19 protein-coding genes are annotated in these 19175 nt (G+C 70.1%); 11 read left to right on the top strand and 8 right to left on the bottom strand.

Annotated features, from left to right (window positions below; all coding sequences use genetic code 11):
* Nucleotides 1-10 precede the first annotated feature (10 nt).
* The 3 genes from RM812_RS17590 to RM812_RS17580 all read right to left on the bottom strand — a co-directional run bounded on the left by RM812_RS17590 (nt 11) and on the right by RM812_RS17580 (nt 1815).
* Nucleotides 11-325 carry a trypco2 family protein gene (locus tag RM812_RS17590; RefSeq protein WP_311573522.1) on the bottom strand — a complete coding sequence of 105 codons (315 nt, stop codon included), beginning with the start codon at nt 323-325 and terminating at the stop codon, nt 11-13.
* Nucleotides 326-504: 179 nt separating this feature from the next.
* Nucleotides 505-1326 carry a serine hydrolase domain-containing protein gene (locus tag RM812_RS17585; protein ID WP_311573521.1) on the bottom strand — a complete coding sequence of 274 codons (822 nt, stop codon included), beginning with the start codon at nt 1324-1326 and terminating at the stop codon, nt 505-507.
* Between the two features lie 18 nt (nt 1327-1344).
* Nucleotides 1345-1815, bottom strand: a complete 471-nt coding sequence (locus RM812_RS17580; RefSeq protein ID WP_311573520.1) for a GNAT family N-acetyltransferase — start codon at nt 1813-1815, stop codon at nt 1345-1347.
* Nucleotides 1816-1925: 110 nt separating this feature from the next.
* On the opposite strand from RM812_RS17580, the gene RM812_RS17575 reads away from it, so the two are divergent.
* Both RM812_RS17575 and RM812_RS17570 read left to right on the top strand, forming a co-directional pair.
* A complete protein-coding gene (locus tag RM812_RS17575) occupies nt 1926-2411 on the top strand; it encodes a MerR family transcriptional regulator (RefSeq protein ID WP_311573519.1) in 486 nt (161 codons plus the stop codon).
* Nucleotides 2408-3424 (top strand): aldo/keto reductase, encoded by a 1017-nt coding sequence (locus RM812_RS17570; protein ID WP_311573518.1) that lies wholly within the window; start codon nt 2408-2410, stop codon nt 3422-3424. The genes RM812_RS17575 and RM812_RS17570 overlap by 4 nt, the downstream gene beginning before the upstream one ends.
* A gap of 136 nt (nt 3425-3560) precedes the next feature.
* Here RM812_RS17570 and RM812_RS17565 read toward each other — a convergent pair whose 3' ends face one another.
* The 3 genes from RM812_RS17565 to RM812_RS17555 form a co-directional block, all read right to left on the bottom strand.
* Nucleotides 3561-4409: a DUF4429 domain-containing protein gene (locus RM812_RS17565; protein WP_311573517.1), complete on the bottom strand. Its 849-nt coding sequence runs from the start codon at nt 4407-4409 to the stop codon at nt 3561-3563.
* 66 nt (nt 4410-4475) lie between these two features.
* Nucleotides 4476-5693, bottom strand: coding sequence for an alpha/beta hydrolase family protein (locus RM812_RS17560; RefSeq protein WP_311573516.1), 1218 nt, complete (start codon nt 5691-5693; stop codon nt 4476-4478).
* Between the two features lie 65 nt (nt 5694-5758).
* Nucleotides 5759-6448: a TetR family transcriptional regulator gene (locus tag RM812_RS17555; protein ID WP_311573515.1), complete on the bottom strand. Its 690-nt coding sequence runs from the start codon at nt 6446-6448 to the stop codon at nt 5759-5761.
* 126 nt (nt 6449-6574) lie between these two features.
* Between RM812_RS17555 and RM812_RS17550 the strand changes: the two genes are divergently transcribed.
* Together RM812_RS17550 and RM812_RS17545 are read left to right on the top strand one after the other, a co-directional pair.
* A complete protein-coding gene (locus tag RM812_RS17550; RefSeq protein ID WP_311573514.1) occupies nt 6575-8194 on the top strand; it encodes an MFS transporter in 1620 nt (539 codons plus the stop codon).
* A 221-nt stretch (nt 8195-8415) separates the two neighbouring features.
* Nucleotides 8416-8721, top strand: a complete 306-nt coding sequence (locus RM812_RS17545; RefSeq protein WP_311573513.1) for a small hydrophobic protein — start codon at nt 8416-8418, stop codon at nt 8719-8721.
* Nucleotides 8722-9074: 353 nt separating this feature from the next.
* Here RM812_RS17545 and aceE read toward each other — a convergent pair whose 3' ends face one another.
* On the bottom strand, nt 9075-11822 hold the full coding sequence (gene aceE / locus RM812_RS17540) for a pyruvate dehydrogenase (acetyl-transferring), homodimeric type (protein ID WP_311573512.1): 2748 nt from the start codon (nt 11820-11822) through the stop codon (nt 9075-9077).
* Nucleotides 11823-12197: 375 nt separating this feature from the next.
* Between aceE and RM812_RS17535 the strand changes: the two genes are divergently transcribed.
* The 6 genes from RM812_RS17535 (at nt 12198) to RM812_RS17510 (ending at nt 16700) form a co-directional block, all read left to right on the top strand.
* Nucleotides 12198-12635, top strand: coding sequence for a DUF3052 domain-containing protein (locus RM812_RS17535; RefSeq protein ID WP_311573511.1), 438 nt, complete (start codon nt 12198-12200; stop codon nt 12633-12635).
* A 123-nt stretch (nt 12636-12758) separates the two neighbouring features.
* Nucleotides 12759-13217, top strand: a complete 459-nt coding sequence (locus tag RM812_RS17530; protein ID WP_311573510.1) for a peroxiredoxin — start codon at nt 12759-12761, stop codon at nt 13215-13217.
* 138 nt (nt 13218-13355) lie between these two features.
* Entirely contained in the window at nt 13356-13931 is a 576-nt protein-coding gene (locus RM812_RS17525) for a calcium homeostasis/redox stress adaptation protein (RefSeq protein ID WP_219177445.1), read from the top strand.
* Between the two features lie 112 nt (nt 13932-14043).
* Nucleotides 14044-14619: a TerD family protein gene (locus RM812_RS17520; protein ID WP_311573509.1), complete on the top strand. Its 576-nt coding sequence runs from the start codon at nt 14044-14046 to the stop codon at nt 14617-14619.
* A gap of 49 nt (nt 14620-14668) precedes the next feature.
* Entirely contained in the window at nt 14669-15811 is a 1143-nt protein-coding gene (locus tag RM812_RS17515) for a DUF475 domain-containing protein (RefSeq protein ID WP_311573508.1), read from the top strand.
* A gap of 151 nt (nt 15812-15962) precedes the next feature.
* Nucleotides 15963-16700 carry a TerD family protein gene (locus RM812_RS17510; RefSeq protein WP_311573507.1) on the top strand — a complete coding sequence of 246 codons (738 nt, stop codon included), beginning with the start codon at nt 15963-15965 and terminating at the stop codon, nt 16698-16700.
* 85 nt (nt 16701-16785) lie between these two features.
* Here RM812_RS17510 and RM812_RS17505 read toward each other — a convergent pair whose 3' ends face one another.
* Nucleotides 16786-17748, bottom strand: a complete 963-nt coding sequence (locus RM812_RS17505; protein ID WP_311573506.1) for a TerD family protein — start codon at nt 17746-17748, stop codon at nt 16786-16788.
* A 206-nt stretch (nt 17749-17954) separates the two neighbouring features.
* Between RM812_RS17505 and RM812_RS17500 the strand changes: the two genes are divergently transcribed.
* Nucleotides 17955-19121, top strand: coding sequence for an HpcH/HpaI aldolase/citrate lyase family protein (locus RM812_RS17500; protein WP_311573505.1), 1167 nt, complete (start codon nt 17955-17957; stop codon nt 19119-19121).
* The last annotated feature ends 54 nt before the right edge of the window (nt 19122-19175 follow it).

Here is a 19175-nt window from a genome sequence, read left to right as displayed (position 1 = left end):
CAGCGGACCGTCATACGTCGTCGATGTCCCGGATCTCGACCGGGCCGCCCCCGGTGCGGGGGAGCAGGGCCAGGGAGACGCGGTGGGTCTTCCTCTCGGACGACTCCCCCTTGCCGTTGACACCCACCACGCCGAAGCGGAGCTCCCCGCCCGCGGCCCGGCTGCGCGCGAGCTCCAGCTCGAACTCCACCGTCACGTTGTCGATCTCGAACCGGACCTCCGACGTCCCGGCGCGTCGCCGGGCCTCCAGGATCTGGTCGCGCAGCAGCCCCACCGCGTCCGCGAGGTCGAGCCAGTCGCCGCCGTCGTTCTGTGCACAGGTCATCGCCACCCCCCAGTACCGGCACCCCACGGGGGTGCTCCTGATACATCTTCCCCTCCGGACACGAGGTTGTACCCGACACGGGGAAACGGGGCACCTGCCACGGCGTACGAATCCGGCCAACCCTGCGGGCGGGGGTATGGCTGCCGCAGGCGGTCGGCGAACGTGATCGGGCTGCGGCCTCAGCCGCGCAGCTCCGCCAGCACCGCGTCCGTGAGGGCGGGCCAGACGTCGACCGCCCAGGGGCCGAAGGCCCGGTCGGTGAGGGCCACGCAGGCGAGCCCGGCGTCCGGGTCGATCCACAGGAACGTGCCCGACTGCCCGAAGTGCCCGAAGGTGCGCGGCGAGGACGAGGCGCCCGTCCAGTGCGGGGACTTCCCGTCGCGGATCTCGAAGCCGAGGCCCCAGTCGTTGGGGTTCTGGTGGCCGTAGCCCGGCAGTACGCCCTTCGTGCCCGGGTACTGGACCGTCATCGCCTCGGCGACCGTGCGCGGGTCCAGCAGGCGCGGAGCCTGCACCTCTGCGGCGAAGCGGAGCAGGTCGTCGACCGTCGAGACGCCGTCCTTCGCCGGGGAACCGTCGAGGCTGGTGGCCGTCATGCCCAGCGGCTCCAGCACCGCCTGTCGCGCGTACTCGGCGAACGGCATGTCCGCCGCCTTCGCGATGTGGTCGCCGAGCTGCTCGAAACCGGCGTTGGAGTACAGCCGGCGTTCCCCGGGCGGGGCGGTCACCCGGTGCTCGTCGAAGGCCAGCCCAGAGGTGTGCGCGAGCAGGTGCCGGACCGTCGACCCGGCCGGCCCGGCGGGTTCGTCCAGCTCGATCGCGCCCTCCTCGTACGCGACGAGCGCCGCGTACGCCGCGAGCGGCTTGGTGACCGAGGCGAGGGGGAAGCGGTGCGAGACCGGGCCGTGGGTTCCCGGGATCGTGCCGTCGGCTCGTACGACACCCGCCGCGGCGGTGGTAACCGGCCAGTTCTCGGTCAGCGCGAGGCTCTTCAAGGACATGCCACCGAGCCTAAGCGGCTAGAGGTACAGCCTCATCGAGGGGGTCGTGTCACGGGTGAACCCGAGGGACGAGTAGAGCGGCTCCGCGTCGGGGGACGCGGTGAGCATCACGTGGCTCGCGTCCCGCTCGCGGAACCACTCCAGCAGCTCGTCCATGCACGCGCGCGCATACCCGCGGCGCCGGGCGTCCGGGTCGGTCGCGACGCTGAAGACGTACCCGATCAGCCCGCCCGGCGGCTTGTTCGGCCCGCCGATCCGGTACTCCAGTGTCCCCACCACCAGCGCCGCCAGCGCACCGGGCCGGTCCGGGTGCTCGACGACGAACGCCGCGAACTCGCCGTCCGGGTCGGCCAGCCTCGCCCGCAGGGCGGGCAGGGAATCGGCCTGCCACTCGGTGGGAGAGGCGGGCGTCATCGAATCGATCATCACCTGACGCAGCCGGAGCACTTCCTCCGCGTCCTCGGCCACGGCACGACGTACGAGACTCATGCCCCGCACGCTAGTGACCGGCCCGCCGTCTGTCCCGCGGATTTCCTACCTTCGTTTTCTTGCCGCGGTCGCTTGCTTGGAGTGCACTCCAAGGTCATAGCGTGGAGGGCATGACGGTGATGCAGAGCACGGCCGAGACGACCCGGCCGAACGCCAGCAGAACGGACATCTGCTCCGCCCCGCCCCGGCGCCACCCGCGCCCCGACGGGCAGGACCACTACACCATCAGCGAGGTCGTCGCCTTCACCGGTCTGACGGCCCACACGCTGCGCTGGTACGAGCGCATCGGCCTGATGTCCCACATCGACCGCTCGCACACCGGGCAGCGGCGCTACAGCAACCGCGACCTGGACTGGCTCGACTTCGTCGGCAAGCTGCGGATGACCGGCATGCCGGTCGCCGACATGGTCCGGTACGCGGAGCTGGTGCGCGAGGGCGAGAACACCTACCTCGACCGGCGGGAACTCCTCGAGTCGACGCGCCGCGACGTACTGACGCGGATCGCCGAGCTCCAGGACACCCTCGCCGTGCTCGACCGGAAGATCAGTTTCTACGGGGACGCCGGACGTGCCCGTGAAGGGGAGAGGACCCGATGACGGACAGCAGGATCCCGACGGCGCGGCTCGGCGACGGCGGCCCGGAGGTGGGCGTCCAGGGCCTCGGCTGCATGGGCATGAGCTTCGGATACGGCCCTTCGGACGCCGACGCGTCACGGGCGACCCTGGAACGGGCGCTCGAGCTGGGCGTCACGCTCTACGACACGGCCGACGCGTACGGCGCCGGTGAGAACGAGCGGTTCCTCGCGCCCTTCTTCAAGGCCCACCGCGACGAGGTCGTCATCGCGACCAAGTTCGCCCTGTCGATCCCGCCGGACGACCCGACGAAGCGGATCATCCGCAACGACCCGCCGTACATCCGGCAGGCGGTCGAGGCGAGCCTGCGCCGGCTGGACGTCGACGTGATCGACCTCTACTACATGCACCGGCGCGACGTGAACGTGCCGATCGAGGAGACCGTCGCCGTCATGGCCGAGCTCGTCCGCGAGGGCAAGGTCAAGCACCTCGGGCTGAGCGAGGTGACGGGCCAGGAGCTGCGGGCCGCGCAGGCGGTGCATCCGATCGCCGCCGTGCAGTCGGAGTGGTCGTTGTTCAGCCGGGACATCGAGGCCGGCGTGGTGCCGGCCGCCCGGGAGCTGGGCGCGGCCCTCGTCGCGTACTCGCCGCTCGGCCGGGGCTTCCTCACCGGCTCCTTCGGCAACGCCGACCAGGACCTCACGGCCGGCGACTTCCGCCGCCAGCAGCCCCGCTTCACCGGCGACAACGCGGCGGCCAACGCGGCTCTCCTCGACCCGGTCCGCACGGTCGCCGAGGCCCACGGCGCCACGCCCGGCCAGATCGCCCTGGCCTGGGCCCAGCAGCGGGCGCGGGTGCACGGCCTGCCGGTGATCCCGATCCCGGGCACCCGCAGGCCGACGCGGGTGGAGGAGAACACGGCGGCGGCGCGGATCGTCCTGACACAGGACGAGCTGTCCCTGCTGGAGCCGATCGCGGGGAAGGTGGCGGGCGACCGCTACGCGGACATGACGTTCACGTCGGCGGGCCGGGAGTAGCGGCGCTCAGGGCCGGACACCGGGGAGCGGCGGAGCCCCGAGGGGCGCGGGGCCGTGCTCGTGTGCGGCCCCGCCGCGTGGGCGCGACCAGGCACATCCGGCCGGCACCCGTCGGCGAAGCCGCACCCGGCGGACGCTAGAGCTCCGCCAGCAACTCCGCCTTCTTCGAGGAGAACTCCTCGTCCGTCACCAGCCCCTGCTGATGCAGCTCCCCGAGGTGCCGGATCCGCTCGGCGATGTCCGCGGGGTCCCGCCGGGGTGCCGGCACCGGCACCGCGGAGCCGGCGCCGCGATCCCGTACCGCCGCCAGCACCGCCGCCGCGAACGGCAGTGACTCGTGCACGGGCCCGTACCCGAGCCCGAACACGACCGCCGCCGGGTCCTGGTCGACCTGCGCGGCGACCGGCTCCCCGACCCGGGGAAGCAGCCGCAGGTATCCCTCGAACGCCTCGGGGGACCGCCACTCCACGCCGCCCAGGTCGGCGACCGGGAAACTCTGGTCGCCGGCCTTCCACTTCGCCGACGACGCACCCGTCCAGGACCACCGGAAGGTCACCGACGTACCGTCGAAGGACGCCTTCCCGTCGTACGCCTTGAACTGCAGCGGCGCCTCGGGCGCGGCCACCAGGTACCGCTCGGTCTTGCCGGACTCGCCGAGCAGCCCCCGCAGCTCGTCGGCGTAGTACTCCGCGAGCGTCTCCCGCTCGGCGGGCAGCACCAGTCGGTACGGGTCGCCGCTCTCCTTCAGCTGCCCGGCGGCCGCCTCCATCAGTGGATCGGCGCCCGGGCGCGGTTCGACGCGCAGTACGACGGTGCCCCGCTTCCCGGGTGTGAGCGTCACCCCGGCGATCGCCTCCAGGGGAACACGGCGTTCTCCCAGGGCCTGGAAAAGCTTGGGTGTTCGAATCCCCCGTTCGTAGCGGATGAGCACGGAGTCGGACTCGAACTCCCAGGCGGCATGAAATCCGGCCAGTACGTCACCCATGCGGCTCATCGTATGCGGCACGAGCTCTTCCGTCCCCTCCCCGTGCAAACCGGAGTTTCTGCGCCTCTACGCGCGTCCGGCCGTCGCCGCGGCGGACAAACCCGCCCGGCATGTGTCGTTGTCGTCGGCGCAGGCGACCGTCCGGTACGCGCCAACGCCGATCTCCGCGAAGTTCCGCAGGCTCTCCGTACCCGGTACGAAGTAGCCGGCGTGCCCTTCGGCGCCCCGCGCCGACAGCACCCGCGCCCCGAAGGCCGCGGACACCGGGTCGGAGCCGTGCCCGAGCCCGCCGACCTCCAGGTACGGCACGTCCTGGATCCAGTCGTCGGCGTCCCGCATCGCCCACACGTGGGCGGAGGTGTCCAGGCGGGAGGCGTTCTCCGCGCGCATGCCCGGGCTGCCGGCCACCGCTATGTCGGTCACCCGGCCGGGCAGCGTGTCGGCGGCGACGCCGCACACCACCGAGCCGTAGCTGTGGCAGAACAGCGAGACGGGGGCCCGGCCCGGCAGCGCCCGCAGCAGCGCGTTCAGCCGGACGGCGCCGCGTTCGGCGCGGGTCGCCGTGGCCGCCTCCATGCCGAGGCCGCTGGGCGAGGTGTAGTCGGCCCAGGCGATCACGGCCGTGCGGGTGCCCGGGCTCGCCTCGCGCTCGGCCGCGTACAGCGACTCGGCCATGCCGACGGGCGCCGAGTACTTGCGGTCGGTGCGCTGGAAGGTGAGGAGCTCGGTGTCCACGCCGGGCACGACGACGGACACGCGCTCGGCGCGGTTCAGGTTCCCGAACACCTCCGCGATCCTGCCCGGGCCCGCCGGGTCGAAGGCGAGGATGCGGCGGTCGGGGTCCAGCAGCGACTCGTAGCGGTGCATGCGGCGGCCCGCCTCGCGCTGCCCGGACAGGGACAGCCGCTTGTCGTGCATGCGACGTCTCTCGACCGTGCGCGCCGTGCGGAGCGCGGCGCGGTTGGCGGTGTAGCGCAGCTCGACGGGGGCGCCGTTCATGTTGCCGACGGCGAGGGGGTAGCGGCGGGCGAGGGCCGTGCGCTGCCGCTCGGTGAGCGAGGCGAAGAAGCGGGCCAGCCGGGCGGGAGCCGCCTGCGCGTCCGGCAGCCGGCGTCCGTCGATCCGGCCGTGCTCCCAGGCCGCGACCGACGCTTCGAGGGCCGTGGGACCCCGCTGGTTGCGCAGGGCGGTCCAGCCGGTGGTCGCCAGCATCACGAACACCACGGCCAGGGCGAGCACGGCGCGCCAGACGTTCAGCTGCGGGGAGGTGTCGAAGGAAGTCACTGGGAGGACACACTAGGAGAACGGGACGGTGGCGCGTGGACCAAGTGACACGGATCACGTTTCACTCATGTGGTACGGGCTTCGATCCGCCCGTCCGGTCCCGGGGTGTCGCTCCGCCAGTTCCCGGTGAGCGCGGGTTCCACCTGATCGAGGTACGCGGTGGTCAGGTCGCGCAGTGCCGTGAGCGTGGCGTCGTCCCGCGCCGACCAGATGCGTTCCGTCACCCGCATCACCGCGCCGAAGACGGCCACGACCACGCGGGGCCGCGGGTCCGCGTCCATGTCGAGGCCCTCACGGTCGGCGACGACACGGGCGATCTCCTCCTCCAGCTCCGTCGCGCGCCGCAGATGGGCGGCGAGCAGCGCGGGCGTCGACTCGATCACCCGGTAGAAGCGCATGTGCAGCTCGAGCGGGATCAGCTGCTCGACGGCCTCGCCTATCGTCTCCCAGCTCTCCACCAGGGCCTGGCGCAGCGCGTCCAGCGGTGCCTCGCCGCGCGGACGGTGGCGTACCGCCTCGACGAAGTGCGACTCCGCGAGCCGCGACACGAAGAACGCCGCCTCCTCCTTGCTGGCGAAGTAGCGGAAGAAGGTCCGCTGCGACACCTCGGCCGTCTCGGCGATGTCGTCGACGGTCGTCTGCTCGTAGCCCTGCTCGGTGAACAGTTCGAGGGCCGATCGCAGCAGTGCGTCCCGGGTGCGCTGCTTCTTGCGTTCGCGCAGCCCCGGCGGGGGAGCCGTGTCCGCCGACTTCAAAAGGTCGCTCCTCGCGTGTCGCCCCGTTGTCGTTTCCGCAGTTCAGGCTATAGGGAGATGTCGTGTCAGTGACTGACTGGTGAATTGGTTTGTCAACTGTCAGTGACTGTCATTAGCCTCGAACGCATGACTAGTCAGACCACCATCGACAAAGCGGGATCCGGGGGCGGGGGCGGGGGCGCACCGTCCGGCGCCGCGCCGGCCACCGGGCTGCGCGGCCATCCGTGGCTCACCCTCATCACCGTGGCTGTAGGGGTCATGATGGTGGCCCTCGACGGCACCATCGTGGCCATCGCCAACCCGGCGATCGCCGAGGACCTCAAGGCCAGCTTCGCCGACGTCCAGTGGATCACCAACGCCTACTTCCTCGCCCTCGCGGTCTCCCTGATCACCGCGGGCAAGCTCGGTGACCGCTTCGGGCACCGGCAGACCTTCCTCATCGGCGTGGTCGGCTTCGCCGCCGCCTCCGGGGCCATCGGTCTGTCCGACAGCATCCCACTGGTCGTCACCTTCCGTGTGCTGCAGGGCCTGTTCGGCGCGCTGCTGATGCCGGCCGCGCTCGGCCTGCTGCGGGCCACCTTCCCGGCCGAGAAGCTCAACATGGCCATCGGTATCTGGGGCATGGTCATCGGCGCCTCCACCGCGGGCGGCCCGATCCTCGGCGGTGTGCTCGTCGAGCACGTCAACTGGCAGTCCGTGTTCTTCATCAACGTGCCGGTGGGTGTCCTCGCCGTCGTCCTCGGCGTCATGATCCTGCTGGACCACCGCGCCGAGAACGCCCCGCGCTCCTTCGACGTCCTGGGCATCGCGCTGCTGTCCGCCGCGATGTTCTGCCTGGTCTGGGCGCTCATCAAGGCCCCCGAGTGGGGCTGGGGCGCCGGCGAGACGTGGCTGTTCCTCGTCGCGTCCGTCGTGGGCTTCGCCCTGTTCGCCTTCTGGGAGACGAAGGTGGCGGAGCCGCTGATCCCGCTGGGGCTGTTCCGTTCCGTCGCGCTGTCCGCGGGTGTCGTCCTCATGGTCCTGATGGCGATCGCCTTCATGGGCGGTCTGTTCTTCGTGACGTTCTACCTCCAGAACGTGCACGGCATGAGCCCGATCGACGCCGGCCTGCACCTGCTGCCGCTCACCGGCATGATGATCGTCGGCTCGCCGCTCGCAGGCGCGATGATCACCAAGGTCGGCCCGCGCATCCCGCTGGCGGGCGGCATGGCCTTCACCGCGCTTGCCATGTACGGCATGTCCACGCTGGAGACGGACACCGGCAGCGGCATCATGTCGCTCTGGTTCGCCCTGCTGGGTCTCGGCCTCGCGCCCGTCATGGTGGGCGCCACCGAGGTCATCGTCGGCAACGCGCCGATGGAGCTGTCGGGTGTCGCCGGTGGCCTCCAGCAGGCGGCGATGCAGATCGGCGGCAGCCTGGGCACGGCCGTGCTGGGAGCCGTGATGGCCTCCAAGGTCGACAGCGACCTGCCCGGCAACTGGGCCGACGCGGGCCTTCCGAAGCTGACGCCGGAACAGCTCGGCCAGGCCTCCGAGGCGGTCCAGGTGGGCGTGGCACCGGTGACCGAGGGCACGCCGGAGTCGCTGGCCGCGAAGATCACGGATGTCGCGCACGACACCTTCATCTCCGGCATGAGCCTGGCGTCGCTGGTCGCCGCCGGCGTCGCGGCCGTGGCGGTGCTGGTCGCGTTCCTCACCAAGCGCGGTGAGAACGCGGAGGCCGGCGCCGGCGTGGGTCACATCTGACCGAGTCCCCGGCCCTGTTCGCCCATCAGGGTGACAGAGCCGGGGAACCTTCCCCTCAGGCCGACATCGCAGGTCACAGTGGGTCAAGTCCTCCGCAGGGCACGGAGGGTGGGATGCTGCGGCGCGCTGCTGGAGGGGGGCAGCGCGCAGGCAGCGTGTGCACGGCAGGCATGAGAGCCTGTGCGGGGGTACCCGAACTCCACGATGAGTTACGGGAGTTGATGATGGCGAGCGTCGGCCGGAAATCGCGCGGGCACCCCCGCTCACGTGGCCGGACGTGGTCACGGACCGGGCCGGATCGCGCGACGCTCGCGGTCGTCGGAGTCGTCTGCGCGGTCGCCGGGTTCTTGGTGCTGGGGATCGTCCTCGGCCCCGTGGCGATCGTCTGCGGCCGGCTCGCCATGGGCCGTACCCGGGCGGGCCACCGCCCGGTACCGGCCGTGGTCGCCCTGGTCCTGGGCGCCATCGACACCCTTCTGGCCCTCATCCGGCTCGCCGGAGCGCCTTCGGGCCTCGGCCTGCTCTGACCGCCCACGGGCCACCCGCCCGGACCGCGGCTCTCCGTGCCGCCCGGGCGGCACGGACGGGCGCGGCGCGGCGCCCGTCGGTGCCGTGCCTCGCCGTGCCGCCCGTCCCCGGCCGGCCCCGACGTCCCTGGCGCCCCTCGGTCGCGGGCCCCGTCGGCCTCGTCGTGAACGGCAGCCGCGCCGCGTCACCCGACGTCCGGATGTTCTCCCTGCTGGCTCGAGCCAACTTGCTCGAGCCAACTTGCTCGAGCCACGTGAGCAGACCGGGACAGGCAGGGGCGGCAGGGCGACAGGCCCCACCGCCCCTCGGCGACCACGAGCGACCGCACCCGCGACCGCGACCCGCGTACGCGCTACGCGTCCCCGCCCGCGACCCCGGGATCCGCCGCCGTCACGTCGAGCAGCCGGTACCGGTCGATCGCCTGCTTCAGCGCCGACCGGTCGACCTTGCCCTCCCGAGCCAGCTCCGTCAGCACCCCCACCACGATCGACTCCGCGTCGATGTGGAAGAACCGCCGCGCCGCGCCCCGGGTGTCCGCGAACCCCCACCCGTCGGCCCCCAGCGACTGGTACGTCCCGGGCACCCACCGCGCGATCTGGTCCGGAACCGACCGCATCCAGTCGGACACCGCCACGAACGGTCCCTCGGCGCCGGCCAGCTTCCGGGTCACGTACGGCACCTGCTGCTCCTCCTCGGGATGCAGCAGGTTGTGCTCCTCGCACGCCACCGCCTCGCGCCGCAGCTCGTTCCACGAGGTCGCCGACCAGACGTCGGCGCGTACGTTCCACTCCTCGGCGAGGATCCGCTGGGCCCGGACCGCCCATGGCACCGCGACCCCGGACGCCATGATCTGCGCCGGGATGGAACCGGCCGTGCCCTCGCTGAAGCGGTACACGCCCTTGAGGATGCCCTCGACGTCCACGTCCTCGGGCTCGGCCGGATGCCGGATCGGCTCGTTGTAGACGGTGAGGTAGTAGAAGACGTCCTCGCCGTGCGGATGCTGCTCGTCCCCGCCGTACATCCGGCGCAGGCCGTCCTTGACGATGTGCGCGATCTCGAAGCCGAAGGCGGGGTCGTACGCCACGCACGCCGGGTTCGTCGAGGCCAGCAACTGCGAGTGGCCGTCCGCGTGCTGAAGGCCCTCCCCGGTCAGAGTCGTACGGCCGGCGGTCGCGCCCAGCACGAATCCGCGCGCCAACTGATCGCCCATCTGCCAGAACTGGTCGCCGGTGCGCTGGAAACCGAACATCGAGTAGAAGACATACACCGGGATGAGCGGCTCACCGTGCGTGGCGTACGCCGATCCGGCCGCGATCAGCGAGGCCGTGCAGCCGGCCTCGGAGATGCCGTCGTGCAGCATCTGCCCGGTCGGCGCCTCCTTGTAGGCGAGCAGCAGATCCCGGTCCACGGACTCGTACTGCTGCCCGAGCGGGTTGTAGATCTTCGCGCTCGGGAAGAACGAGTCCATGCCGAACGTGCGGTACTCGTCCGGCGCGATCAGCACGAAGCGCTTGCCGAGTTCCTTGTCCCGCATGAGGTCCTTGAGCAGCCGCACGAACGCCATCGTCGTCGCGATGGACTGCTGGCCCGACCCCTTCTTCACGGTCGCGTACGCCTTGTCGTCCGGCAGTGCGAGGGGCTTCGACCGCACGACGCGGGTCGGGACGTAACCGCCGCACCCCTTGCGGCGGTCGTGCATGTACTGCATCTCCTCGGTGTCCCGGCCGGGGTGGTAGTACGGCGGCGGGCCGGACTCCAGCTCCTTGTCGGAGATCGGCAGGTGCAGCCGGTCGCGGAAGCGCTTGAGGTCGTCGACCGTCAGCTTCTTCATCTGGTGCGTGGCGTTGCGGCCCTCGAAGTTCGGGCCCAGCGTCCAGCCCTTGATCGTCTTGGCGAGGATGACCGTCGGCTGGCCCTTGTGCTCGAGGGCCGCCGTGTAGGCCGCGTAGATCTTCCGGTGGTCGTGACCACCGCGGCCCAGGTGCAGGATCTGGTCGTCGGTCATGTTCTCGACCATCGCGCGCAGCCGGTGGTCGTCGCCGAAGAAGTGCTCGCGGATGTACGCGCCGGATTCGGTGGCGTACGTCTGGAACTGGCCGTCCGGGGTGGTGTTCATCCGGTTGACCAGCACGCCGTCCCGGTCCTGGGCGAGCAGCGGGTCCCAGGTGCGGTCCCACACCAGCTTGATCACGTTCCAGCCGGCGCCCCGGAAGACCGACTCCAGCTCCTGGATGATCTTGCCGTTGCCGCGCACCGGGCCGTCGAGGCGCTGGAGGTTGCAGTTGACGACGAAGGTCAGGTTGTCCAGGCCCTCACGGGCGGCGATGGACAACTGCCCCAGCGACTCCGGCTCGTCCATCTCGCCGTCGCCGAGGAAGGCCCACACGTGCGACTTCGAGGTGTCGGCGATGCCGCGCGCGTGCATGTAGCGGTTCATCCGCGCCTGGTAGATCGCGCCGATCGGGCCGAGGCCCATCGAGACGGTCGGGAACTCCCAGAAGTCCGGCATCGACCGCGGGTGCGGGTACGACGACAGCATGTACGGCGCCTTGGACTTCTCCTGGCGGAAGCCGTCCAGGTGCTGCTCGGTCAGCCGGTCCAGCAGGTACGCGCGGGCGTAGATGCCGGGGGAGGCGTGCCCCTGGAAGAAGACCTGGTCGCCGCCGTCGCCCTCGTCCTTGCCGCGGAAGAAGTGGTTGAAGCCCACGTCGTACAGGGAGGCGGAGGAGGCGAACGTCGCGATGTGGCCGCCGACGCCGATACCGGGCCGCTGCGCGCGCGAGACCATCACGGCGGCGTTCCACCGCGTGGCGTTGAGGATCTTGCGCTCGATCTCCTCGTTGCCGGGGAAGAACGGCTCGCTCTTGGTCGGGATGGTGTTGACGTAGTCCGTGCTGCGCATCTCGGGCACGGCCACGCGCTTCTCGCGGGCCCGCTCGATCAGCCGCAGCATCAGATAGCGGGCCCGCTCCCGGCCGCGCTCGTCGACGGCGGCGTCGAGGGAGTCGAGCCACTCCTGGGTTTCCTCGGGATCGAAGTCAGGGACCTGACTCGGAAGGCCGCCAATGATGATCGGGGTGCGATCGGATGCGGAAGCCACGCTGTTCCTTCGCTGTCAGAGGGCCGATTTTTCCGGGTGTCTGCGCCGATTCCCCATCGTGTACCTCGCGGGGGCAAACGTCATCTGTACCGTGGGGTAACCGATTCCTCCATGGGGATCGGGGGCACGTTCATTCGAGTCTCGTACCCACGCATGGTTCCCAAATACGCAAACGGGGCAGAAAGGTGTGGTGTACGTCACCTTCGGTCTGGACGGCATGGCTGGAGTTGCGGCGACACGGCCCGGATCGTCACCGTTTCGACGGTCCCAGTCGCCGGGTACTTGCGCGATCCGTCCCGCCCGTGTGGACTACGGCCAAGCTTCGCGCACGCGCGTGGCTGAGACATTCACCAAGACATGATCAGGAGGCAACCCGTGAGCGCGACCGCGGACCACGCGGAGGAGCGGACGAACCCTGCCGCCAGGCTGGGTTTCCAGCCCGGGCAGGTGGTCCAGGAGATCGGCTACGACGACGATGTCGACCAGGAGCTCCGCGAGGCCATTGAGGGCGCCGTCGAGGGCGAGCTGGTGGACGAGGACTACGAGGACGTGGCCGACGCCGTCGTGCTCTGGTTCCGTGACGACGACGGCGACCTGACGGATGCGCTGGTGGATGCCACCACGTACATCGAAGAGGGCGGGGCGATCCTGCTCCTCACGCCGAAGACCGGCCGTTCGGGGTACGTCGAGGCCAGCGACATTTCGGAAGCCGCGACGACGGCGGGGCTGACGGCGGCCAAGAGCGTCAGCGTCGGGAAGGACTGGAGCGGCAGCCGACTGGCGACGCCCAAGGCCGCCAAGTCCAAGCGGTAGCCGGCAGGCTCCGTACCACCCCCGACCCCGGACGGGCCGACCGCCGTCGGCCCGTCCGCGGGTCCGCGATGATCCCTGCGTAGGGTGTTTCCAGCGAACCACCTTCGAAGGGACGAACAGGACATGGCGATCCAGGTCGGCGACAAGGCACCCGACTTTGAACTCAAGGACAACCACGGCGCGACCGTGCGGCTGTCCGACTTCCACGGGCAGAAGAACGTCGTACTGCTCTTCTACCCCTTCGCCTTCACCGGCGTGTGCACCGGCGAGCTGTGCGAGGTGCGCGACAACCTGCCGCAGTTCTCCGACCGCGACACCCAGGTGCTCGCCGTCTCCAACGACTCCATCCACACCCTGCGCGTCTTCGCCGAGCAGGAGGGCCTGGAGTACCCGCTGCTCTCCGACTTCTGGCCGCACGGCAACGTCTCGCGCGCCTACGGCGTCTTCGACGAGGACAAGGGCTGCGCCGTCCGCGGCACCTTCATCATCGACCGGGAGGGCGTCGTGCGATGGACCGTCGTCAACGGCCTGCCGGACGCCCGCGACCTGACCGAGTACGTGAAGGCGCTCGACACCCTGTGACCGACCCCGTGACCGACACGGCGTGATGTGTCGGTCCCAGGGCCTGCGGGGGGCGGGAACCCGTCACTAGGATCGAATCGTTGATCCGATATCCACGCACTACGGGGCTCCCCGCCCCTGGACACCAATGGAGGACTCGTGGGAGTCAGCCTCAGCAAGGGCGGCAACGTTTCGCTGACCAAGGAGGCCCCCGGCCTGACCGCGGTCATCGTCGGTCTGGGGTGGGACATCCGCACCACGACCGGCACCGACTTCGACCTCGATGCCAGCGCGCTGCTGCTGAACAGCGGCGGCAAGGTCGCCAGTGACGCGCACTTCATCTTCTTCAACAACCTGAAGAGCCCGGACGGATCGGTCGAGCACACCGGCGACAACCTCACCGGTGAGGGCGAGGGCGACGACGAGCAGATCAAGATCGACCTCGCCGCCGTCCCGGCCGACGTCGAGAAGATCACCTTCCCGGTCTCGATCTACGACGCCGAGAACCGCCAGCAGTCCTTCGGCCAGGTGCGCAACGCGTTCATCCGCGTCGTCAACCAGGCCGGCGGCGCCGAGATCGCCCGCTACGACCTCAGCGAGGACGCCTCCACGGAGACCGCCATGGTCTTCGGCGAGCTGTACCGGCACGGCGCCGAGTGGAAGTTCCGCGCCATCGGCCAGGGCTACGCCTCCGGCCTGCGCGGCATCGCCCAGGACTTCGGCGTGAACGTCTGAGCCACCTGAACGCCCGGGGCCAAGGCCTCGATCGTCCGGCGCCGCACGGTTTACGTGCGGCGCCGGACGCGCAGGAAACCCAAGACTCATCACCCGGGGAGGGACCAACACCATGGGCGTCACGCTTGCCAAGGGAGGCAACGTCTCCCTGTCCAAGGCCGCACCGAACCTCACGCAGGTACTGGTCGGGCTCGGCTGGGACGCGCGTTCCACCACCGGCGCACCCTTCGACCTCGATGCCAGCGCACTGGTGTGCGGCAGCGGCCGGGTGCTCGGCGACGAGTGGTTCGTCTTCTACAACCAGCTCAAGAGCCCGGACGGCTCCATCGAGCACACCGGCGACAATCTCACCGGCGAGGGTGACGGTGACGACGAGTCCCTGCTGGTCGACCTGTCCAGGGTGCCCGCTCAGTGCGACAAGATCATCTTCCCGGTCTCCATTCACATGGCCGACGAGCGGGGCCAGACCTTCGGGCAGGTCAGCAACGCGTTCATCCGGGTCGTGAACCAGGCCGACGGCCAGGAACTCGCCCGCTACGACCTCAGTGAGGACGCCTCCACGGAGACCGCGATGATCTTCGGCGAGCTCTACCGCTACCAGGGCGAGTGGAAGTTCCGGGCCGTGGGACAGGGGTACGCGTCGGGGCTTCGGGGCATCGCTCTAGACTTCGGAGTCAACGTTTCGTAAAGCCGCGTACGGCGCGGGGGAGCCCCGTACACACACGATTGGGTAGCCAGTGGTTTTGAAAACCTTCGGGTGGTCGTTCGCGGTCACCGCGCTCGGCCTGGTGGCGGCGGTCTTCTACGGGGGGTGGACCGCCTTCGGCCTCGTGGCGATCCTCTCCATCATGGAGATCTCGCTGTCCTTCGACAACGCGGTGGTCAACGCCGGGATCCTGAAGAAGATGAATGCCTTCTGGCAGAAGATCTTCCTCACCATCGGCATTCTCATCGCCGTCTTCGGCATGCGCCTGGTGTTCCCGGTCGTGATCGTGGCGCTCAGCGCCCAGCTCGGACCGATCGAGGCCGTCGACCTCGCGCTCACCGACAAGGACCGCTATCAGGAACTGGTGACGGACGCCCATCCGTCGATCGCCGCCTTCGGTGGCATGTTCCTCCTGATGATCTTCCTCGACTTCATCTTCGAGGACCGGGACATCAAGTGGCTCGGCTGGCTGGAGCGCCCGCTGGCCAAGCTCGGCAAGGTCGACATGCTGTCGGTCTGCATCGCCCTGATCGTGCTGCTCGTCTCCTCGATCACCTTCGGCGCCCACGCCCACCAGCACGGCGGCACCCACGCCGACAAGGCGGAGACCGTCCTGCTCGCCGGTATCGCCGGTCTGATCACCTACATGGTCGTCGGCGGTCTCTCCGGCTTCTTCGAGGACAAACTCGAAGAGGAGGAGGAGCGCGAGCACGAGGAGGAAGAGGAGGCCGCGCGCACCGGCAAGCCCAAGTCGGCGATCGCGCTGGCGGGCAAGGCCGCGTTCTTCATGTTCCTCTACCTGGAGGTCCTGGACGCGTCCTTCTCCTTCGACGGTGTCATCGGCGCCTTCGCCATCACCAACGACATCGTCCTGATGGCCCTCGGCCTCGGCATCGGCGCCATGTACGTGAGGTCGCTGACCGTCTACCTGGTCCGCCAGGGCACCCTCGACGAGTACGTCTACCTGGAGCACGGCGCGCACTACGCCATCGGCGCCCTCGCCGTCATCCTGCTGGTCACCATCCAGTACGAGATCAACGAGTTCATCACCGGCCTCGTCGGCGTCTTCCTCATCGGCTGGTCGTTCCTGTCCTCGGTGCGCCGCAACCGCGCCCTCGCCGCGGCCGGCGGAGACGGCGACAAGGCGAAGGCGGAGGTCTCCTCCGGGGTGTGAACCCCTGCTGTTCCCGGGCCGGGTTCACCCCCGGTGCGCCCGCACCTCTGGTGTGAACACGGCCCGGTTGAGGAACGCTCTGTGCGGGGCGGCCGACGAGGACGACTCCTCGGGGCCGCCCCGTCGGCGGTGACGCGAAGGTGGGGCGGGAATGGGCTTCTTGGACGGGCTGTGGCGTGGTCGCGAGTCCGAGTTCGACTCGGGCAGCGCGGCGACCAACTCCATCCAGCTGACCAAACGGCACAGCCAGGTCTCCCTGACCAAGCAGGGAGCGGCGACCGGCAATCTGCGCGTCAACCTCTCCTGGCGGATGAGGACCTCCGACATCATGGGCACCCAGCGGGAGAGCCTGCTGCGCCACCCCTTCAAGGCACTCAAGCCCCCCGAGGTCGTCGGCCACAGCCAGAGCATGGTCAACGTCGACCTCGACCTCGGCTGCCTCTACGAACTCCAGGACGGCACCCGCGGCGTCGTCCAGCCGCTCGGCGGCCTCCTGGGCGACGTCAACGGCCCGCCGTACGTCAAGCTCAGCGGCGACGACCGGTTCGGCTCGGCGTCCGGCGAGACGATCTACGTCAACCTCGACCACCGGGACGCCATCAAGCGCATGCTGGTCTTCGCCTACATCTACGACCAGACCCCCGCCTTCGACCGGACGCACGCCATCGTCACGCTCTACCCGAGCAACGGCCCCCGCATCGAGATAGGCCTCGACGAGCGCCATCCACAGGCCAGGTCCTGCGCGGTGGTGATGATCGAGAACGTCAAGGGCGAGATCTTCGTCCGCCGCGAGGTGAAGTTCGTGTACGGCTTCCAGGGCGAGCTGGACCGGCTGTACGGGTGGGGCCTGCAGTGGGGCCGGGGACACAAGAGCAAGGCGGAGCGGTGAGGCTCCGCCCGTACCACCGGGGCCCGGCCCGTACCGCATAGACGAAGCCCGTACCGCATAGCCGGTGTCCGTACCGCGTAGGCGCCTACCGCCCGAGGAACTGCGGCCCCTGCGGCGGCAGCCGGAAGTCGGGGTCGAGGGCTGCGGCGACCGGTGGCGGATAGCCGTAGGCCGACTGGGCGCCGGTGACCCCCGCGGCGGCGGGCGCCTGCGGATACCCGTACGCGGACCGGCCGGCCGGCTGCGGATAGCCGTAGGCGGGCTGCGCCGTCGGCGGCTGCTGCGGATAGCCGTACGCGGGCTGCGTCGGCACCCCTGTGGGCTGCCCTGGCACCCCCGTGGGCTGCTCCGGCGGCAGCGGACGCGAGACATCCGGGAGGGGCTGGACGGTCGTCGGCTGATCGGGGTCGACCGTCGGCGGGGAGGCCACGGACGGGGCGGCCGTGTGCGGGCCCTGCAGGGCCGGTTCGGGCCGGGGCGCCGCCATGGGGTCGTCCGCCCCCTCCGACTCGTCCACCGAGATGCCGAAGTCGGTCGCCAGGCCCCTCAGCCCGTTCGAGTAGCCCTCGCCCAGCGCCCGGAACTTCCAGCCCTCCCCGCGCCGGTACAGCTCGCCGCAGATCAGCGCCGTCTCCTGGCCCGTCTCCGGCTTGACGTCGAAGTACGCCAGCGGTTCCGCGTCGGCGGCCGCGGCGTCGTGCAGCAGGATGCGCAGCGACCGGACCTGGTCGAAGGCGACGCCGTCCGCCGACGCGACCAGCAGGATGCGGCCCACCGAGGCCTCGACCCCCGAGAGGTCTGTCTGGATCGTGTCGGTCAGGTCCTCGGAGACCCGCTTCTTGCCGAGCCGCCAGACCTGCCCGGAGGGATGCCGGGGCTGGTTGTAGAAGACGAAGTCCTCGTCGGAACGCACGCGGTCGTCGGGCCCCAGCAGCAGCGCGGAGGCGTCGACGTCGGGGACCCCCTGCCCGGGTGTCCAGCGCAGCACGGCGCGTACCGTGGTGGCTTGCAGCGGGACGTTCGACCCCTTCAGCATCGCGTGCGTCATGCCGTCATCCTGCCCTCTCGGTCCTGGTCACGACAACGCGGGGGCGGGTACTCGGGGTCTCCGCTCACCCCGGGTCGCCGCCGCCGACACGGCTGGGTTACCTGGAATTCATGCCCGGGGGGAACCTCCGACATGGATGCGTACGTACTATTACCGGCCACCTTTGGACAGCTCACAGGTCGCCCAGACACCACGGGGGAGTTTGAATGCGTCATTTCGGGCACATCGCCGCTGATGTGCGGAAGCGCCTCTTCCATCAGGAACCCTGCGCTTTCACGGCGGACTCCCCCGCCAGACTGCTCTCCGTGGCCCTGGGCGCCACGCTCTACAGCCCGGCCACCCGACCGAGGCTCGCCGACGACATCCTCAAGCAGGCCGCGCGCGGCGTGGTGTCGATGGTGCTCTGCCTGGAGGACTCGATCGACGACGCCGACGTGCCGGTCGGCGAGGAGAACCTCGTCCGCCAGCTCACGGACCTGGCGAAACGTTCCGACCTCGTTCTTCCCCTGCTGTTCGTCCGGGTCCGCACCCCCGAGCAGATACCCGACCTCGTACGGCGCCTCGGCCCCGCCGTGCGGCTGCTGTCCGGATTCGTGCTGCCGAAGTTCACCGAGGAACGCGGCATGCCCTTCCTGGAGGCGCTCTCCGCCGCCGAGGCCGCCTGCGGCCGCAGGCTCTTCGCCATGCCCGTGCTGGAGTCACCGGAGCTGCTGTACCGGGAGTCCCGCGTGCAGACGCTGGAGGGCATCTTCCGCGCGGTCGACAAGTACCGTGACCGCGTGCTCGCCCTGCGCCTCGGCGTGACCGACTTCTGCTCCTCCTACGGGCTGCGCAGGGGTCCCGACATGACGGCGTACGACGTCCAGATCGTCGCCTCCGTGATCGCCGACGTGGTGAACATGCTCGCCCGGGCCGACGGCACCGGCTTCACGGTGACCGGACCGGTGTGGGAGTACTTCCGGGTCCAGGAGAGGATGTTCAAACCGCAGCTGCGGCAGAGCCCCTTCCTGGAAGGACAGGCGGTCGAGCTGCGTCAGAAACTGATCGAGCACTCGATGGACGGTCTGCTGCGGGAGATCTCCCTGGACCGTGCCAACGGCCTGCTGGGCAAGACCTGCATCCACCCCTCCCACGTGCTCCCCGTGCACGCGCTGTCCGTGGTCAGCCACGAGGAGTTCAGCGACGCCCAGGACATCCTGCGGCCCGAGCGCGGTGGCGGGGGTGTGCTGAGGTCGGCGTACACGAACAAGATGAACGAGGTGAAGCCCCACCGCGCCTGGGCCGAGCGGACGCTCCTGCGCGCCGAGGTCTTCGGGGTGGCGAACGAGGACATCGGCTTCGTGGAACTGCTCGCCGCCGGTCTGTCCGACTGAACGCAAGGAATCCATGACCGACGCAAGGGCCCACGCCGCGATGGACAACGGGAG

The organism is Streptomyces lancefieldiae, from assembly GCF_031845825.1.
Lineage (GTDB): Bacteria > Actinomycetota > Actinomycetes > Streptomycetales > Streptomycetaceae > Streptomyces > Streptomyces lancefieldiae.
The sequence above is the reverse complement of the archived record's forward strand: the minus strand, read 5'-3'. Positions and strand labels throughout refer to the sequence as shown.

Excerpts from the sequence above, each read along its gene's own strand:
- RM812_RS17580 (WP_311573520.1), bottom strand. The coding sequence starts at position 1,815 with ATGAGTCTCGTACGTCGTGCCGTGGCCGAGGACGCGGAGGAAGTGCTC.
- RM812_RS17520 (WP_311573509.1), top strand. The coding sequence starts at position 14,044 with ATGGGCGTCACGCTTGCCAAGGGAGGCAACGTCTCCCTGTCCAAGGCC.
- RM812_RS17505 (WP_311573506.1), bottom strand. The coding sequence starts at position 17,748 with ATGACGCACGCGATGCTGAAGGGGTCGAACGTCCCGCTGCAAGCCACC.
- RM812_RS17570 (WP_311573518.1), top strand. The coding sequence starts at position 2,408 with ATGACGGACAGCAGGATCCCGACGGCGCGGCTCGGCGACGGCGGCCCG.
- RM812_RS17545 (WP_311573513.1), top strand. The coding sequence starts at position 8,416 with ATGATGGCGAGCGTCGGCCGGAAATCGCGCGGGCACCCCCGCTCACGT.
- RM812_RS17500 (WP_311573505.1), top strand. The coding sequence starts at position 17,955 with ATGCGTCATTTCGGGCACATCGCCGCTGATGTGCGGAAGCGCCTCTTC.
- RM812_RS17585 (WP_311573521.1), bottom strand. The coding sequence starts at position 1,326 with ATGTCCTTGAAGAGCCTCGCGCTGACCGAGAACTGGCCGGTTACCACC.
- RM812_RS17590 (WP_311573522.1), bottom strand. The coding sequence starts at position 325 with ATGACCTGTGCACAGAACGACGGCGGCGACTGGCTCGACCTCGCGGAC.
- RM812_RS17550 (WP_311573514.1), top strand. The coding sequence starts at position 6,575 with ATGACTAGTCAGACCACCATCGACAAAGCGGGATCCGGGGGCGGGGGC.
- RM812_RS17575 (WP_311573519.1), top strand. The coding sequence starts at position 1,926 with ATGACGGTGATGCAGAGCACGGCCGAGACGACCCGGCCGAACGCCAGC.
- RM812_RS17510 (WP_311573507.1), top strand. The coding sequence starts at position 15,963 with ATGGGCTTCTTGGACGGGCTGTGGCGTGGTCGCGAGTCCGAGTTCGAC.
- RM812_RS17565 (WP_311573517.1), bottom strand. The coding sequence starts at position 4,409 with ATGGGTGACGTACTGGCCGGATTTCATGCCGCCTGGGAGTTCGAGTCC.
- RM812_RS17530 (WP_311573510.1), top strand. The coding sequence starts at position 12,759 with ATGGCGATCCAGGTCGGCGACAAGGCACCCGACTTTGAACTCAAGGAC.